The organism is Methyloligella halotolerans, from assembly GCF_001708935.1.
GTDB classification, from domain to species: Bacteria; Pseudomonadota; Alphaproteobacteria; order Rhizobiales; family Methyloligellaceae; genus Methyloligella; species Methyloligella halotolerans.
In genome coordinates this window covers 106882-123472 of sequence record NZ_MASI01000004.1, presented here as the reverse complement: position 1 = coordinate 123472, position 16591 = coordinate 106882, and the positions used below count along the sequence as shown (strand labels likewise).

At 63.9% G+C, this 16591-nt stretch carries 10 protein-coding genes and 1 pseudogene; all 11 read right to left on the bottom strand.

Going from position 1 to position 16591, the window contains the following annotated elements; all coding sequences use genetic code 11:
- Position 1: 1 nt before the first annotated feature.
- A complete protein-coding gene (locus A7A08_RS09045; protein ID WP_069095171.1) occupies positions 2-862 on the bottom strand; it encodes a transglutaminase family protein in 861 nt (286 codons plus the stop codon).
- Positions 862-1827 (bottom strand): alpha-E domain-containing protein, encoded by a 966-nt coding sequence (locus tag A7A08_RS09040; RefSeq protein ID WP_208430605.1) that lies wholly within the window; start codon positions 1825-1827, stop codon positions 862-864. The genes A7A08_RS09045 and A7A08_RS09040 overlap by 1 nt, the downstream gene beginning before the upstream one ends.
- Complete coding sequence (locus A7A08_RS09035) at positions 1824-3224, bottom strand: circularly permuted type 2 ATP-grasp protein (protein WP_069095311.1); 1401 nt, start codon at positions 3222-3224, stop codon at positions 1824-1826. Before A7A08_RS09035 ends, A7A08_RS09040 begins: the two co-directional genes overlap by 4 nt.
- Before the next feature lie 256 nt (positions 3225-3480).
- Positions 3481-6631, bottom strand: a pseudogene (locus tag A7A08_RS09030) (efflux RND transporter permease subunit).
- On the bottom strand, positions 6628-7914 hold the full coding sequence (locus A7A08_RS09025) for an efflux RND transporter periplasmic adaptor subunit (protein WP_083226616.1): 1287 nt from the start codon (positions 7912-7914) through the stop codon (positions 6628-6630). The pseudogene A7A08_RS09030 and the gene A7A08_RS09025 overlap by 4 nt, the downstream one beginning before the upstream one ends.
- Before the next feature lie 437 nt (positions 7915-8351).
- Positions 8352-9335: an energy transducer TonB gene (locus tag A7A08_RS09020; protein WP_083226615.1), complete on the bottom strand. Its 984-nt coding sequence runs from the start codon at positions 9333-9335 to the stop codon at positions 8352-8354.
- Entirely contained in the window at positions 9332-9835 is a 504-nt protein-coding gene (gene exbD / locus A7A08_RS09015) for a TonB system transport protein ExbD (RefSeq protein ID WP_069095169.1), read from the bottom strand. Before exbD ends, A7A08_RS09020 begins: the two co-directional genes overlap by 4 nt.
- 18 nt (positions 9836-9853) lie before the next feature.
- Positions 9854-10942, bottom strand: a complete 1089-nt coding sequence (gene exbB, locus A7A08_RS09010; RefSeq protein WP_083226614.1) for a tonB-system energizer ExbB — start codon at positions 10940-10942, stop codon at positions 9854-9856.
- A gap of 190 nt (positions 10943-11132) precedes the next feature.
- Entirely contained in the window at positions 11133-14243 is a 3111-nt protein-coding gene (locus A7A08_RS09005) for an efflux RND transporter permease subunit (RefSeq protein WP_245290871.1), read from the bottom strand.
- Positions 14244-14248: 5 nt separating this feature from the next.
- Positions 14249-15403: an efflux RND transporter periplasmic adaptor subunit gene (locus tag A7A08_RS09000; protein ID WP_069095167.1), complete on the bottom strand. Its 1155-nt coding sequence runs from the start codon at positions 15401-15403 to the stop codon at positions 14249-14251.
- Positions 15404-15572: 169 nt separating this feature from the next.
- Positions 15573-16364 (bottom strand): Spy/CpxP family protein refolding chaperone, encoded by a 792-nt coding sequence (locus A7A08_RS08995; protein ID WP_069095166.1) that lies wholly within the window; start codon positions 16362-16364, stop codon positions 15573-15575.
- Between the last annotated feature and the right edge of the window lie 227 nt (positions 16365-16591).

Genomic DNA, 16591 nt, shown 5'->3' with positions numbered 1-16591 from the left:
CCTATTGCGATTGTGACTGCGACGAGCCCCCGCCTTGGCTCTGGCTCTGGCTTTGACCTTGGCTGGGGAATGCGACGCGAGCCGACATGGTTTCGATGCCCCCGCCGCTGCGTACGCCGCGAACGGGACTCGCCTCAGCATAGTCTAAACCGACGGCGCTGCGGATATGAGCCTCGGTTGCGCACGACTTATTTGTCGGGTCGAAGCTGACCCAGCCCAGGCCGCCCACCAGGGCCTCGGCCCAGGCGTGGCTGGAAGCCTGTCCGGCCTGCTCCATGTCCGCGCCGAGATAGCCGCTCACATAGCGGGCTGGGATCCCCAAGTGGCGGCAGACGGTGCAGAAGATATGGGCGTGGTCCTGGCAGACGCCCTGCCCCTTCTCCAGAGCTTCGGCGCCTTTGGTCTGTACGTGGGTCTCGCCGGGCGAATAGGCGACGTCCTCGGCGATCTGCAGCATGATCTTGTGCAGGCCGTCGATGGTGTCCTTCTCCACTGCCTCGCGGAAGGCTTCGGCATATTCCTTCAGGGCCGGCGTGCAGGTGGTGTAATCGGTCTCGCGCAGGTAGAGCCCGGCAGGAAGCTCCGACTGGGAGAGCCCCACGATACCGTCGGTGTTACGTGTGCGGACGAGGCCGCTGACCTTGATCTCCAAGGACGTCACCGGCTGGGTCACGGTCAGCGTGTGGCAGAGATTGCCGTACTGATCCGCCCATTCCTGGGTGCTCGCACCGGGAACGGTGAGCTTCCAGCTCTCCACGGCCTGGGTGCGGCCCGACAGGGGCGTCATCCGCAGGTACTGGGTGCTCGCCAGAAGCGGCTCGGAATACCTGTAGCTCGTGGTGTGCTCGACTCTGATCAGCATTAGGCCACCGCAGAGATGGAAACGGGCGTCATGAGGAAATCCTCCTGAAGCTGGGCTCCCAACGCGTTGTTGTTGTCGATGAAGTCGTTCAGGAATTCGTGCAGCCCGAGGGCGAAGATCTTGTCGATGCGGCCGTATTTGAGGCGGGCATAGGTCTGCCCGGCGATACGCCTGCATTCGAGCTGCTTGTTGCCGGTAAGGTCCTCAAGGGTGGTGATCAGCGCCTCGTAGCAATGATGCAGCGAGCGCGGCATGTCCTCGCGCAGAATCAGCAGCTCCGCGACACGCCAGGGATAGACCGTATCGTGGTAGACGCGGCGATAGGCGCGGAACGCCCCGACGGAACGCAGCAGCGCCGCCCATTGATAGTAATCGACATAGCCGCCGACCTTCTCCGTTTCCGGGAGAAGCACGTGATACTTCACGTCGAGGATTCGCGCGGTATTGTCGGCGCGCTCGATGAAGGTGCCGAGGCGGATGAACCGGAACGGATCGTCATGGAGCAGCGTGCCGAAGACCACCCCGCGGAAGAGATGGGAGCGTTCCTTCACCCATTCGAAGAAGTCGCGGAAGCCCCATTCCACAAGTCCCTGATAATCGAGATCCTGCACCTGGAGCCAGGTTGAGTTGATGCTTTCCCAGGCCTCCGTGGAGATCGCGGTGCGCTGGGCGCGGGCGTTCTCGCGGGCGCCATGGATCAGCGACCAAATGCTGCTTTCGTTGTCGGCGTCGAGCACCACGTAGCGAATGATGTTCTCCTTCGTGAACTCGCCATAGCGGTCCCTGAAGTCGCCGGTGCCGGGCGCGATCGCCAGGATCGGTTCGAAATGCAGCTCCTGGCTGTCCAGCGAGGACGGCACGAGCGCCATGCGGAAACTGACATCCAGCATGCGCGCCGTGTTCTCCGCCCGCTCGATATTGCGGGACATCCAGAACAAATTCTCCGCTGTACGGCTCAGCATCATTTGGCAGTCTCCAACACCCAGGTGTCCTTCGTGCCGCCGCCCTGGCTCGAATTGACAACCAGTGAGCCTTCCCGCAGAGCCACGCGCGTCAACCCGCCGGGGATCACGCTGGTATCCTTGCCCGAGAGCACGAAGGGCCGCAGATCGACGTGGCGCGGAACGATCATCCCGTTGGCGAAGGTGGGCGCGGTGGATAGCTCCAGGGTCGGCTGGGCGATAAAGCCGGAAGGATCCGCCTCGACGCGTTTCTTGTACTCCTCGCGCTCCTCCTTGGTGGAGGCGGGGCCGATGAGCATGCCGTAGCCGCCGGAGCCGTGGACCTCCTTGATGACGAGGTCCTCCATGTTCGCGAAGACGTGCTTGCGGTCTTGTTCGTTGCGCAGCATCCACGTGTCGACGTTCTTCAGGATGGCGTGCTCGCCGAGATAGAACTCGATCATACGCGGCACGTAAGTGTACATGGCCTTATCGTCGGCGCAGCCAGTTCCCATTGCGTTTGCGAGGTTCACGGTGCCCGAGCGGACAGCAGAAAGCACACCGGCGATCCCCAGGACCGAGTCCGACCGGAATGCCAGCGGATCCGTGAACGGGTCGTCGATCCGGCGATACACCACATCGACCTTCACCGGACCCTCCGTGGTCCGCATCCACACGAAGCCCTCGCGGACGAAGAGGTCGGAGCCTTCGACCAGCTCAACGCCCATCTGCTCGGCCAGGAAGACGTGCTCGAAATAGGCGCTGTTGTAGCGGCCGGGGGTCAGGAGCACGACGACGGGATCGTCGCTCGCGGTCGGCGGCGCCACGGCACGCAGATTTTCGAGTAGGCGCTCCGAATAGTTGCCGACGGGCGAGATGCTCTGATTGGCGAAGGCATCCGGGAAGAGGCGCATCATGACCTCGCGGTTCTCCAGCAGATAGGAGACGCCGGAGGGCGTGCGCACATTGTCTTCCAGGACGAAGAAATCCTTCTCGCCGGTGCGGACGAGATCGATTCCGGCGATATGGGCATAAACGTCGTTCGGCAGATCGACGCCCATCATCTCCGGCCGGAAATCGGAATTCCGCAGCACCAGCTCCGGCGGGATGAGGCCCGCGTTCAGGATCTCCTGGTCATGATAGATGTCGTAGAGAAAGGTGTTCAGGGCCTTCACGCGCTGCACGCAGCCGCGCTGCACCAAGTCCCATTCGGCGCGGTCGATGATGCGCGGGATGATATCGAAGGGAATGAGGCGCTCGGTGCTGCCGCCCTCGGTATAGACGGCGAAGGTGATGCCCAACCGGCGGAAAAGCTCTTCGGCGGCGCGGGTCTTGGCGTCCAGATCTTTCGCTGAAAGGCTCTTCAGGAGCTCTGCGAAGTCGGCGTAGGAGGGGCGGACCGAACCGTCCGGCTCCAGCATCTCATTGAAGAATTTCTTCGCCCTGGCTTCGGATTCCGGATCCTCGGTTCCCAGCGCAATTTCGACCGTCTCAGTACTATCCGACAAGAATCACCGGCTTGTTTCTTATGACTTTACGCCTCTCGGGAACGCGAAAGACGTCCCCCCGATCAGCAAATTAATCAGATGCAAATCCGATGGGCAACGATTCAGACGGCCCAATTATTAATCAGGCCGCCTGAAGAACGTTCTGCCGAGAGATTGGTTCGCCGCAGGCTTAGGTTTGCGCGGTCTCGCGCGGCTCTTTCGGCTTCTTGGCGAATTTCCGCACCACCACATAGAAGATCGGAGTGAAGATCAGGCCGAAGAAGGTCACGCCCAGCATACCGGTGAACACCGCGGTGCCGAGAGACTGACGCATCTCCGCGCCCGCGCCCGTCGCGATCATCAGAGGCAGCACGCCCAAGATGAAGGCGAAGGAGGTCATCAGGATCGGGCGCAGACGGACCCGCGCGGCATCGGTCGCCGCCGCGAAACGGTCCTCGCCCTCCTCCTCGTTCTGCTTGGCGAATTCGACGATCAGAATGGCGTTCTTCGCCGCTAGGCCGATGAGCACAACGAAGCCAATCTGTCCCAGGATATTCACCTCCATGCCCCGTAGGAGCAGGCCGGTGATTGCTGCCAGCAAACACATCGGCACGATGAGAATGACGCTGAAGGGCAGACTCCAGCTCTCGTATTGGGCCGCCAGCAGAAGGAACACGAACACCACGGCGGCTAGGAAAACATAAATCGCCGTGTTGCCGGCCGCCTTCTCCTGGAAAGAGAGTTCCGTCCACGCATAGCTATAGCCATCGGGGAGCACCTCATCGGCCAGCTTTTCCATGGCCGCGATCGCATAGCCGGAGGAGTAGCCCGGCAGGGTGCTACCCTGCACGGCGGCAGCGGTGAAGATGTTGAAGTGTTCGATCCGGTAAGGCCGGTGATGTTCCGGAAGGAGGCCACGGAGCCCAGAGGCACCATCTCGCCTTCGTTGTTGCGGGTCTTCAGATTGGCAATGGTGTGAAGATCCTGGCGGAACTGACCGTCGGCCTGGGCCGTCACGCGATAGGTGCGCCCGAGGAAGTTGAAGTCGTTCACGTAGACCGAGCCGAGATAGACCGAAAGCGCCTCGAACACGTTCTGGACCGGCACGCCGAGCATCTCGGCCTTCACACGATCGATATCCGCGTAGACCTTCGGCGTACCGGTATTGAAGGTCGTGAAGACACGCGAGAAGCCGGGCGTCTGATTGGCAGCCGCGGAGAGCTGATTGGCCACGTTTGCGAGCTGAGCCGGATCGCCGCCTTGTGTGTCCTGCACTTCCATCTTGAAGCCGCCAGTGGTGCCGACACCGCGAACGGGTGGCGGCGAGATGGAGATCAGCAGCGCATCCTCGATCCCAGCAAATTTCTGATTCAGGGATGCGATGATGGCGTCGGCCGAGAGCCCTTTCGCGGCCCGCTCTTCAAACGGTTCCAGCGTGGAGAAGATCACAGCGGCGTTCGGCGCGTTGGTGAAGGTGGCACCGTCGAGACCGACGATGGGAACGGCATGCGCCACACCCGGCTGATCCAGGACCAGATCGACCACGCCACGGGCGACCTCGTCGGTCCGGGCAAGGGAGGAGCCCGGCGGAAGCTGGATGATGTTGATCAGGTAGCCCTGGTCCTGAGCGGGAATAAAGCCCGTGGGCGCACGGCCGAACTGATAGACGGTCAAGCCGATGAGCAATGCGTAGACGCCAAGCATCACGACGCCCATACGCACCAGGCGCCCGGTCATCCGGCCGTACTTGTCGGACAGCCAGTCGAAGCCCCGGTTGAACCCGCCGAAGAAACCGCCCACCACGCGGGCCAAGATGCCTTTGCGCTGATGCCCCTCTTCATGGGGCTTGAAAAGCAATGCGCAAAGCGCCGGGCTCAAGGTCAACGATACGATCAGAGAGATGGCTGTGGCCGTGGTGATCGTCACCGCGAACTGGCGGAAGAACTGTCCCGTGATGCCGGTGAGGAACGCTGACGGAATGAACACCGCAGCAAGCACGAGAGAGATGGCTACGAGCGCGCCGCCCACCTCATCCATCGTGAGATGCGCCGCTTCCCGCGGTGGATGCCCTTCACGTATCAGGCGCTCGACATTCTCCACCACGACGATGGCGTCATCCACCACGATACCGATGGCCAGCACCATCGCGAACAGGGTGAGGTTGTTGATCGAGAATCCCAAAGCGGCCAGGACCATGCAACTGCCGACCAGGGAGACCGGTATGGCGACGATGGGAACGATCGAGGCGCGCCAGTTCTGGAGGAACAGCACGATCACCACGACAACGAGGACCACCGCCTCCAGCATGGTGTGAAGCACGGCTTCAACGGACTGGGAAATAAAGACCGTCGGGTTGTAGACGATGTCGTATTTGAGTCCTGTGGGGAACGATTTGGAGAGTTCCTCCATAGCCGCGATGACCTGATCGGCGGTCTCCAGCGCGTTGGAGCCCGGCCGCTGGAAGATGCCGAGCGGAATCGCGACCGTCTTGTCCAAATAACCGTTCAGGGTGTAATCGGCCGCGCCGAGCTCCACGCGGGCGACATCGCGCACGCGGGTGACCCGCCCGCCATCGGCTTTGACGATGATGTTGCCGAAGCTGCCGCATCGGGCAGCCGGCCTTGGGTCTCAACCGAGAGCTGGAACGCGCCCGGCTGGGGCACCGGCGGCTGATTGATCACGCCGGCGGCGACCTGGACATTCTGGGCCCGAAGGGAAGCCACCACATCGCCAGCCGTCAGATTGCGGGCGGCGAGCTTTTCCGGGTCGAGCCAGACGCGCATGGAATAGTCGCGCGCGCCGAAGATGCGAGCGTCGCCGACGCCGTCGATACGGGACAGCACGTCACGAACATGTAGGGTCGCGTAGTTGGACAGGTAGAGCTGATCGCGCGAACCATCGGGAGAATAGATATGGATCACCATCAGCATGTCGGGCGACTGCTTGGTGACGTTGACGCCGATATTGCGCACTTCCTGGGGAAGCCGGGGTTCCGCGATGGCCACGCGGTTCTGGACCAGAACCTGCGCGGTATCGAGATCGGTGCCCAGCTTGAACGTCACGGTCAGCGACATGCGGCCGTCGCTGGTCGATTGCGACGTCATGTAGAGCATGTTGTCGACGCCGTTGATCTCCTGCTCGAGCGGAGTCGCAACGGTCTTCGCGACAACTTCAGCCGAGGCGCCGGAATACTGGGCGCTCACCGAGATCGAGGGCGGCGCGATCTCCGGATACTGCGCGATCGGCAGGGCGAAGAAGGCCACGCCGCCGATCAGCGTGATCAGGATGGAGACGACCGCGGCAAAGATCGGCCGGTCGATGAAGAAGTGCGAAAGATTCATTTCTGAGCCGATTCAGGCAGGGAACTGTCGTCGATCTCGCCATCCTTGGGCGTCACTTCGGCGCCGGGGCGCGCTCGCATCAGGCCGTTGATGATGACGCGCTCGTCGGGCTCGATACCGCTGCGGACGATCTGCAGGTTGTCGCCGACGATGGGGCCGAGCTCGACAGTCTTCGGAACGACCTTGTTGTCCTTATCCACGATATAGAGCTGCTTGGAGGCCTGGTCGGAGGTCACGGCGGCGGCCGGCACCAGCATGGTCGGCTTGCGCTTGGACATGGGAATGCGCACCCGGCCGAACTGGCCCGGCGTGATCGACATATCCTCATTGGGGAAGACCGCCCGAACCCGGATCGTCCCGGTCGAGGCGTTGAACTGGTTATCGACGAAGTCGATGTAACCCTTCAGATCCCAAGTCTTCTCGTCGGAAAGCTGCCCCTCGACTTGCACCCTCTCACCCTTGCGGGCTGAGGGCAGCTCGCCGCTCTCGACAAGCCGCTGATAATCCAGAGCATCGGATTCGCTGACGTCGAAGACGAAATAGATCGGATCGAGGGACACGATGTTGGTCAGCAGGGTGGTGGAGACACCGGCTCCGCCCATGACCAGATTGCCCACGCTGACCTCGCGTTCGCTGACGCGGCCGGCCATGGGTGCGACGACATGGGTGTAGTCGAGATCGAGCTTGGCCTGCTGGACGGCGGCCTCTGCGGTCTCGACGGCGGCTTTGGCCGTGTCCACCTGGGCCTGACGCTCATCCAGGGTCGCCTGGGCGGCAAAGTCCTTCTCACGAAGCTGGGATGTCCGGTTCAGTTGACTCTCGGCGAGCCTCAACTCCGCCTGGGATTGCGCCAGGGTGGCCTTGGCCTGCTCCAGGGCAAGCTCGAAGGGCCGCGGCTCGATGACGAAAAGCAACTTGCCCTTTTTGACGATCTCACCATCGGTGAAGTCGCGGGATTCTAGATAGCCGCTCACGCGGGCCCGTACCTCGACCGAGTCCTGCGCCTCGAACTGGCCGGTGAGTTCGCGCCATTCCATGATCTCGCGCACGATGGGCTCGGCAACGGTCACCTCGGGCGCGGGCGGCTGTCCGCCAGCCTGCTCCGGCACCTGCCAGAAACCCCAATACCGATAGGCCAGACCGCCGGCGATCAGGATCGCGACGATGATGAGCAGAACGACGGTCGAGCCACCGCGCGAGCGGCCGTTCTGGGTCGTTTCAGGCTCGGTTCCCGGCGCAGACGCGGCTTTGCCGGGCGCCCGATCAGTGGATTTTTCAGCCATGGATACTCCGCGGGCCAAGGCTCGCACCTGGAAATACCGGGCGAGACGGTCTTGGCTGTCCCCCTCAATTTTTCGCCCTGATCTCAGAGCCGCGGCGCTAATGTAGGGACGCGGCGGTTGAAGTTCGAGCGGTCGGAAGCTGTTTTTCGGTCGGAATGAATAGACGGGCTCACCGGCGGCGAGCGTACAATCCGTTCCCCGTATGGTACTGATTTCCGACTATAGCACAAGACTGCGCTGACCAGCCTGCCGTTTAGCCGCACAGTACAGCCTGCGGCCACGGCCCGAAGCCGCCGTCGGGTTCGCTCGAAAGGATACGAAAACGTCTTTTCGCCCTATGCGAGAAGCGGTTTCGATCTACGCTTCTCCGGCGAGCAGTCTGGCCTGTGCGCAAAGGTTACCTTGCCGCGCTCAGACCACGGGCCGCCGCTGCTGCACTAGCGGAGCTGGAAGCGGACCGGAACGGTGAGCTCGACGCCGGTCTGGGCGAAGATTCCCGGAGGCGCAGGCACGGGCGAAGCCTTCTCGATCAGCTCCATCACGGCGTTGTCGAGAGCCGGATAGCCTGAGGATTTGCTGATCTCCGCCATCATGACGCGCCCCGCGCCATCGATCTTAAAGTGCAGATTAACGATGCCGGTCTGGCGCTTGCTGCGCGCAGCCGCCGGATAGGATTTGTGCTTCTCCAGATAGGCGAGCAGCTTTGTTTGCCACTTCACCGGGAGGTTGGCGACCTCCATGGTCGTCTCGGTCTGGTTCGGCGCCATGGCGACCTCGGCGATCTCTTCCTGCACCTCGGGCTGGGCAGCCAGGGTCGCTTCCGATGCCACGCTCGACGCCGACGGTTTCACCATCTTGGCGCTTTCGGGTGCTGCGGACGAAGCCGTGGCCTCCGGCACGACGACATCGGGGTTCTCCGCCTCGACGACATCGGGAATGGTGGGATCGATCGCCTTCACCTCGTCAGCGTTCGACTGGCTGTCGACGAGAGAGGCGACCTTCTGCTCGGCGTTCTCGGTGAACTCCTTGGAGTCGTTGAGAACGACCTCCTTGCCCTCGCCTTCGGCCTCCACCAGTTCCTCGAGGTTTTCCTCGGGCGCGTCCTTGGCGTCCGATGCCTGGCTTGCCGCCCGCTCCTCCATCTGGGGGCCGAGGGCGACGTCCTTCTTCTCAAGGCGCGGCGCGGCAGGGGCCGGCGCATATTCCACCATGACCGCCGCCGGCGGCGCCCCGATCGGCTCAGGCCGGTTCTGGAGCACCATGGCAGCCACGGCAGCGACGCCATAGAACGACAGCACGGCGGCAGCGGCGCCGATCCACAGGGCCCGATCGCGCCAGCTATAGGTCGTGATCTCCACCCCGCACAGGGCGTGGCACGCGTAACAGCATTCGGGTGTGATGGGCTCGTTGTTCGTGGTCATCGCGCTTGGATGGACTCCACCGGAATGTCGTCAGGGCTGGGCAGCCGGCCCGACGGCGCCGTGGCCGCCGCGTCGCCGGAGATCGTCTCCAGGCCGACAAGAGCGAATTTCAGATATCCGGACTCCCGCAGGAGGTTCATGACCGCCATCAGGTCCCCGTAGTCAACGACTCTGTCGGCGCGCAGGAAGATGCGGGTGTCGTGATTGCCCTCGGTGCGGGCGTCGAGAACTTCCTTCAGGGCCTCGCGCGGGACGACGGCTTCGCCCACCGCGATGGAGAGATCGCGCTTCACCGTCACATAGAGGGGATCGCCCGGACGCTCCTGGGGCTTGGCCGTCGAGGCCGGCAGATCGACCTTCACGTCCACGGTGGCGAGCGGCGCCGCGACCATGAAGATGATGAGGAGCACGAGCATGACGTCGATGAACGGCGTCACGTTGATCTCGTGGCTCTCCTGCATCTCATCGTTTTCGGTGCTGCTGTTCAGGCTTCCTGCCATGATCGCGGACCCTCGATCCTATTCTGCAGCGGCGCGCGGCTTGCGATTCTGCGGCGCCACGGCGCGCAAATCGAGCTCGCGGCTGACAAGACGCTCGACGCCGGCCGAAGCGTCGGCCAAGAGCTGGCGATAGCCGGTGATGGACCGGGCGAAGACGTTGTAGATCACCACCGCCGGGATGGCGGCAACGAGGCCGATGGCGGTGGCGAGCAACGCCTCGGCGATGCCCGGGGCCACGACGGCCAGATTGGTGGTCTGGGCCTCCGAGATGCCGATAAAGGAATTCATAATGCCCCAGACGGTGCCGAACAGACCGACGAACGGCGCGGTGGACCCGATGGTGGCGAGAATACCCGTGCCCGCGGTGAGGCGGCGGCCAGCGGCGGCTTCGAGGCGCGACAGGCGGGAGGCGAGACGCTCTTTCACGCCCTCCCCCTTGGCATTGTCGACGAGGAAGGCGGAGGCCTTCATCTCCTCCTCGGCGGCGCGGACCAGCATGGCGGGCGCGCCACGGCGCGGCCCGAGCTGGGCGACGGCGTCGTCCAGATTTGCGGAGCTTGCAATCACCTTCAGGGCATAACGGGCGCGCCGCTTGGCCCCAGCAATCTCAATGGATTTGGCGACCAGGACCGTCCAGGTGATGAACGAGGCGATCGCCAAACCGATCATCACGGTCTTCACCACCCAGTCCGCGCCCATGAACATGCCCCAGGGCGACAAGTCGTGGGGCAGCAGCGCCTCGGTCTCTTCGGCGCTTTCAGGCGACTCTGCGGGCGAAGCGGCGGCCGGTGCCGGGCGCTGGGCTTCGATCGGCTGCATCTGGATCGACGGAGCATCGGCAGACGATGCCGGGGCGCCGGAGGAGGGCTCAGCGTCCGAGCTATCCTGCGCAGCGCCGCTCGCATTGGGGGCCGCTTGCGCGGTCTTGTTCTGGTCGGAGGTTCCGCCAGGCGTCTGCACCGCCTCTGCCGGAGACATCGCTTCTGCGGGGGCCTGATCGGCAGTCTGGGCGTTGGATGCCTGCGACAGGCCGAGCGCCAACGCGAACGCGGCTGCAGTTAGGAGGAGCCGTCCCTGCTTTCGGCAAAACTGCTCACGGGTCCCCATACATCGCCTCCAACAAAGTCTCGATCCAGATTGAGCGCGGTTCCTAAGCGCAAAAGACGGCCGCCAGAGCGGCCGCCGTAAAAGTTGACTTTTAGATACAAGAATTCAAACGGCTACCGCAAGCTAGAGTTCGCCGGCAGCGGACAAAAAACTTCCGTGGGCGGAAAGGACCGGCGAAAAGGCGCGCCGTTTAGTGGGAAACGGCCGGTTCGTCGCTCTCGCTGGATGCGACATTTTGCTCTTGCTTGGGCAGAAGCCGCGACAACAGCCGGCCAAGCAGGCGCTGGAGGTCGTCCATCACCGTATAGACCGCCGGCACATAGACCAGACTGAGCGCCGTGGAGCTGACCAGCCCGCCGATGACCGCGATGGCCATGGGCGCGCGCATCTCGGAATCCGCGCCGATGCCAAGGGCGATGGGCAGCATGCCGGCGCCCATGGCGACGGTGGTCATGACAATGGGCCGGGCACGTTTGCTGGCCGCATCGAGCAGGGCTTCCTCGCGGCCCATGCCCATCTCGCGCTGGGCCAGGATGGCATATTCCACCAGCAGGATGGAGTTCTTCGCCGCGATGCCCATGAGCATCAAAATGCCGATCAGGACGGAAATGGCGAGCGAGCTGCCGGTGATCAGTAGCAGCGCCATGGCGCCGCCGATGGCGAGCGGCAGCGCGGTCAGGATGGTGACCGGCTGCATGAAGCCGCCGAACAGAAGCACCATCACGAAATAGAGCAGGATGATGCCGGAGCCGATGGCGACCTTGAAGCCGTCGAACAGCTCCTGCATGCGCTCGATATCGCCGGCCGGGACCCGCTTCACCCCATCGGGCAGGTTCTGCATGGCCGGCAAGGCCCGCACAAGCTCGTCGCCCTGGCCGATGGTGAGACCGACAAGCTCCGCCTCGATGGTTGCGCTGCGGCTCCGATCGACCCGGTCGATCTGGTTGGGGCCCGATCCGAGGGCGATATCGGCGACGGAGCTCAACGGTACCGATCCGTTGCCGGCGGGAACCTGCAGGGTCTCGATCTGCGCGAGATCCGAGCGGGCATCCTCCTCCAGCATCACGCGGATATTGATCTGCCGATCCTTCAGATTGAACTTCGGCAGGTTCTGCTCATTGTCGCCCAAGGTCGCCACGTCGGCAGTGCGGGCGATCGCGCGGGTGGTCACCCCGAGGGCGGCCGCCTTTTCAGGCTTCGGTGTGATCAGCAGTTCCGGGCGCGCCAGAGCGGCGGTCGAGGCGACGTTATGCAGACCGTCGATCTCGCGCATCTGGCGCGACACGGTGCTGACCGCTTTGGAAAGCGCGTCGGGATCGTCGCTGACGAGGCGGACCTCGATCTTGGAGCCCGAGCGGCCGTCGGCACCGAAGCGCAAACGTGCGCCGGGAATCTCGGCGAGCCTTGGGCCCATCTCCGCCTCGAATTCCTGCTGGCTCAGGTCGCGGTCGCCGCGGGGCTTGAGGTTGGCTGTGACGGTGGCCTTGCGCACCTCGCCGGCCGCGGTCGAGCCGAAACCACGTCCGGAATGCTCGCTGCCGATGGCGGAATAGACCGAGCTCACCTCGGGGCGCTTCTCCAGCATGGCGACGGCGGCCCTCGTTACGGCGTCGGTCTCCGCCAGGGACGCGCCCGGCGCCAGCTCCACGGAGAGCACGGATCGGCCGCGATCGGCGGCGGGCAGGAAGTCGGTGGGCAGGAGGGTCGCCAGGAACATGGACCCGATGAAGAAGGCGATGCCCGCCGCGATGGTGATCCAGCGATGGTGAAGGGTACCGCGCAAGAGCCTGATATAGGCCGGTATCCAGAAGGGCTCGTCGTCGTGCTTGCCGCCAGCCTTCATGAGATAGGCGCCCATGAGCGGCGTCAGCAGCCGGGCGACGACAAGCGAAAAGAACACCGAGCAGCAGACCGCGATAGCGAAGGCTTTGAAGAACTGCCCCGGAATGCCGGGCATGAAGGCCACGGGCATGAAAACGGCGATGATCGAGAACGTGGTGGCGACGACTGCCAGACCGATTTCGTCGGCCGCCTCGATGGCCGACTCGTAGGCGCTCTTTCCGCTCGTCCGCATGTGCCGGACGATGTTCTCGATCTCCACGATGGCGTCGTCGACCAGGATGCCGACGACCAGCGCGATACCGAGCAGGGTGATGTTGTTGAGGGACTGATTGAAGGCGTACATCACCGCGAAGGTGGGCAGCAGAGACAGCGGCAGGGCCACGGACGAGATCAGTGTGGCGCGCAGATCGCGGAGGAAGAACCACACGACAACGACCGCCAGGATGGCGCCGAGCCAGAGAGCCTCGATGGCGGCATGATAGCCTTCCAGCACCCAGGCCGTGGATGAGGTGATTTCCTCGATATGAACTTCCGGATGCTCGGCCTGGAACTTGGCCAGGCGTTCGCGAACGTGATCGGCGACATCCACCTCGCTCGATCCGACGGAGCGATAGACGCTGAAGGCGATGACCTCTTCGGCACCCAGCCTGGCGCGCTGGCGGGGCTCCGCCCAGCCGCTCTCCACCTTGGCGATATCGGCGAGCTTCACGCTCCGCCCATCGCCCAAAGGGATGCGCTTCTGCGCCAGCGCCTCGACGCTGTCGGCGCTGCCGACGGTGCGGATGGTCTGCTCGCTATCGCCGAAGGTCGTCCGTCCGCCAGGCTCGTTGACATTCTCCGCATCGAGGGTCTCGGAGATCTCCGCGGCGGTGATGCCTAGGGACATCAGCCGGTCGGGATCGAGGCGGATGCGGATTTCCTGGTCGACGCCACCGGAGCGGGTGATCTTGGAAACGCCGTTCTCCGTGAGGATGGCCTTGGCGATATCGTTGTCGACGAACCAGGAGAGCTCGTCCGGCGCCATGTCGGGGCTGTCGATCACATAGGTGAGGATCGGCTGGCCTGTGGCCTCGACCCGCTGAATGGTGGGCTCGAGAATATCGGCCGGTAAGTTGGACCGAATGGAGGAGATCGCGTTCCGGACGTCCTGGGTCGCGCGATCGATATCCGTGCCCATCAGGAATTCGACGCTCGTGGTCGAGGCGCCCTCGTTCACGGTCGAGCGTATGTGATCCACATTGCTCAAGCCGGCGACGGCATCCTCCACGAGACGCGTGACCTGGGTCTCCATCTCGGTCGGCGCCGCGCCCTGGCGGGTCACGGTCGCCGTCACTGTCGGGATGTCGATGTCCGGAGAGTTGTTGATGCGCAGGCGTTCGAAGCTCAGCGCGCCGAAAAGCGCGAGGCAGAGGAAGAGCACGATCGTGGGGATCGGCCTCCGGATCGCCCAGGCGGACATCTGGTTCAAGGGGTAATTCCTTCCGCCTCGCCGGCCGCGGCGAGCTTGGCACGCACCCGGTCGCCGTCGCTGAGCAAGCCTGCGCCGTTCACGACGATGCGCTGGCCGAGCTCGAGGCCTTGCGAGATCTCGACCGCATCGCCGGCCTGGCGGGTGATGGTGACGGGGGTGAACACGACGCGCCCGTCCTCCTCGACGACGAATGCGCCGGCCTTGCCGTCCCGCCAGACAAGCGCTTTCTGGGGCACCGCAATGGCAACCTGGGACCCGGTCTCGATCTCCACCCGGGCGAACATGCCCATCTTCAGCGGCGTGCCGGGCGGCAGGGCGACATAGGCCGTGCCGAGCCGCGTTGCTTCGTCGACCCGCTCGGCGACGAGGCGGATCTTGCCTTCATATCGGCCGCCGGACGGACCTATGACGCTCACGGTCTGACCCGGCTGAACGGCGGCGAGATCCGCTTCCGCGATCCTTGCGGCCACTTCGAGCCTGCCGTCACGGATCAGGCGAAACAGCTCGTTGCCGCTCGAGACCACCTGGCCGAGCGTGATGGAGCGGTCGGCCACGACCGCGTCGGTCGGGCTGAGGATTTCGGTCTGGTCGAGCTGCGCCTGCAGTTGATCGAGCTGCGCTTTCGCGGCGTCCAGCTTGGCGGCGTTGGTCTTAACCAGGGTGGCGCGCTCATCCTTGGTCTGTTCGCTGAGAATGCCCTTGGACATGCGATTGGCGCGGTCCAGGTCGGACTGGGAATTGGCGAGCGCAGCCTCCGCCTCGGCAATGGCCGCCTTCTGCTGGGCGAGCTGCGCCTTTAGAAGCGCGTCGTTCAGCTTGGCGAGGCGCTGCCCCTTCTTGACCCGGTCGCCCTCATCCGCATCGACCGCAATGACGGCAAGACCGCTGATCTCGGCACCGATGGGCATCTCGCGCCACGCGGCGACCGTGCCGGTCGCCGTGACCCGATGATCGACGCTCTGCCGGGCGACGGGGGTGACGAGCACGCTCAGGCCCGCAGGCTCGTTTTCGGGCGACGTCGCGGAGGTTTCCGTCCGGTCCGCGGCGGCAGTATCTCCATCGTCGGCCCAGGCGTGGCTGGTCGCGGCGAAGAGTGCGCCGAACATCAGAACGAAAAGCATCAGCGCGACGGAATAGGCTCGGGTCATTTGCAGTCCCTCAGACCACTTTCCTCTGAAAACCCACAACACTTTGTCCTGGAGAGGGCCGGGGGATGGCAGCCATGCAGGGCATTTTGCCATCCCCCTAACGTTGCCTCTCATCTTTCGCCGGCCCGGGTTGATCGGGCCTGGCTTACTTCCCTTCTACGGACGAGGTCTAGAGCTCGTCCGGGTTGGCCGGCGCGGTCTCGCCGGCGTCGTCATCGTCTGGCGCGCCCATTCCCGCATCGTCCTCAGACGGGCTCATCTGATCTTGATCGTTGGAAGGCTCCATCTCGCCTTGGGCGTCATCGCCCTGCATGGCGCCATGGTCCTTATCGCCGAGGCGCTCCTGGTGCTTCCACTTCATCTGGCCAGGACCTTCGCCGCCGCGATCGCCCCAGCGATGGGGCCGCATCCGATCCAGCACGCCCTGCTCATAGGTCTTGGCGCGATCGAGCTGCTCGGGCGTCAGGGTTTCGCGCAGCTTGGCGACGGCATCCTTGAGCTTTTGGGCGGCATCGGCGCGCTCGAGAGTCCTATCGGCGAATTTCTCCGCCATCCAGAACGGCTCGTTCTCGTCCAGCTTGGCCGGACCGTCATGACCGGGGTGCGGCGGCTTGGGCATCATCGCCTGGAGGGCATCGGTGAAGTCGCGCCAGGTGTCGAGCTGCTCTGCGCGGATCCCGATGGCGGTTTCCATGGTGGAAAGCTCGCGGGCCATCCGGTTCGGATCGGGCCGGAAGTGCGGCGGACCCATGCGATCGCGACGCATGCCGTGACGTTCGCCGTGGCGCTTGCAGCCGGGTCCCTTGGCGTGATGGCCGGGCTTCTGCTCGCCCATCGCGCCGGGACCGGCGTGGGGGCCGCGGTCATCGCCCTTCTTATCGTGGGCGTAGACCATACCGCCCGCCACGGAGACGGCCAACAGGGCCGCAAGTCCGAGGGCGAGGGATTTGAAACGGGTCATGTGGACACTCCTTGAGGTCGTTTCGATGCCCGCAAGGTAGGGACAAACAATTGCAACAGTTGGTCCGGTTGTGTCTGAGCGTGTCCCGGAGACGGAAATTTGTTTCAGAACGTTGCTGGACCCCGGTTCCTCAATGATCGCTTACAAAAATCCCCTCGCTGTCGCCTCGGGGCGTGGCTAGAACAGGACGGGCTGGCTGGTTCTGAAAACGGCGCGACAGGTCTTTT

Bases quoted from the DNA above. Each gene is read 5' to 3' on its own strand.
- A7A08_RS09045 (WP_069095171.1), bottom strand. From the start codon at position 862: ATGCTGATCAGAGTCGAGCACACCACGAGCTACAGGTATTCCGAGCCG.
- A7A08_RS09040 (WP_208430605.1), bottom strand. From the start codon at position 1,827: ATGATGCTGAGCCGTACAGCGGAGAATTTGTTCTGGATGTCCCGCAAT.
- A7A08_RS09035 (WP_069095311.1), bottom strand. From the start codon at position 3,224: ATGCTGGAGCCGGACGGTTCGGTCCGCCCCTCCTACGCCGACTTCGCA.
- A7A08_RS09025 (WP_083226616.1), bottom strand. From the start codon at position 7,914: ATGGCTGAAAAATCCACTGATCGGGCGCCCGGCAAAGCCGCGTCTGCG.
- A7A08_RS09020 (WP_083226615.1), bottom strand. From the start codon at position 9,335: ATGACCACGAACAACGAGCCCATCACACCCGAATGCTGTTACGCGTGC.
- exbD (WP_069095169.1), bottom strand. From the start codon at position 9,835: ATGGCAGGAAGCCTGAACAGCAGCACCGAAAACGATGAGATGCAGGAG.
- exbB (WP_083226614.1), bottom strand. From the start codon at position 10,942: ATGGGGACCCGTGAGCAGTTTTGCCGAAAGCAGGGACGGCTCCTCCTA.
- A7A08_RS09005 (WP_245290871.1), bottom strand. From the start codon at position 14,243: ATGTCCGCCTGGGCGATCCGGAGGCCGATCCCCACGATCGTGCTCTTC.
- A7A08_RS09000 (WP_069095167.1), bottom strand. From the start codon at position 15,403: ATGACCCGAGCCTATTCCGTCGCGCTGATGCTTTTCGTTCTGATGTTC.
- A7A08_RS08995 (WP_069095166.1), bottom strand. From the start codon at position 16,364: ATGACCCGTTTCAAATCCCTCGCCCTCGGACTTGCGGCCCTGTTGGCC.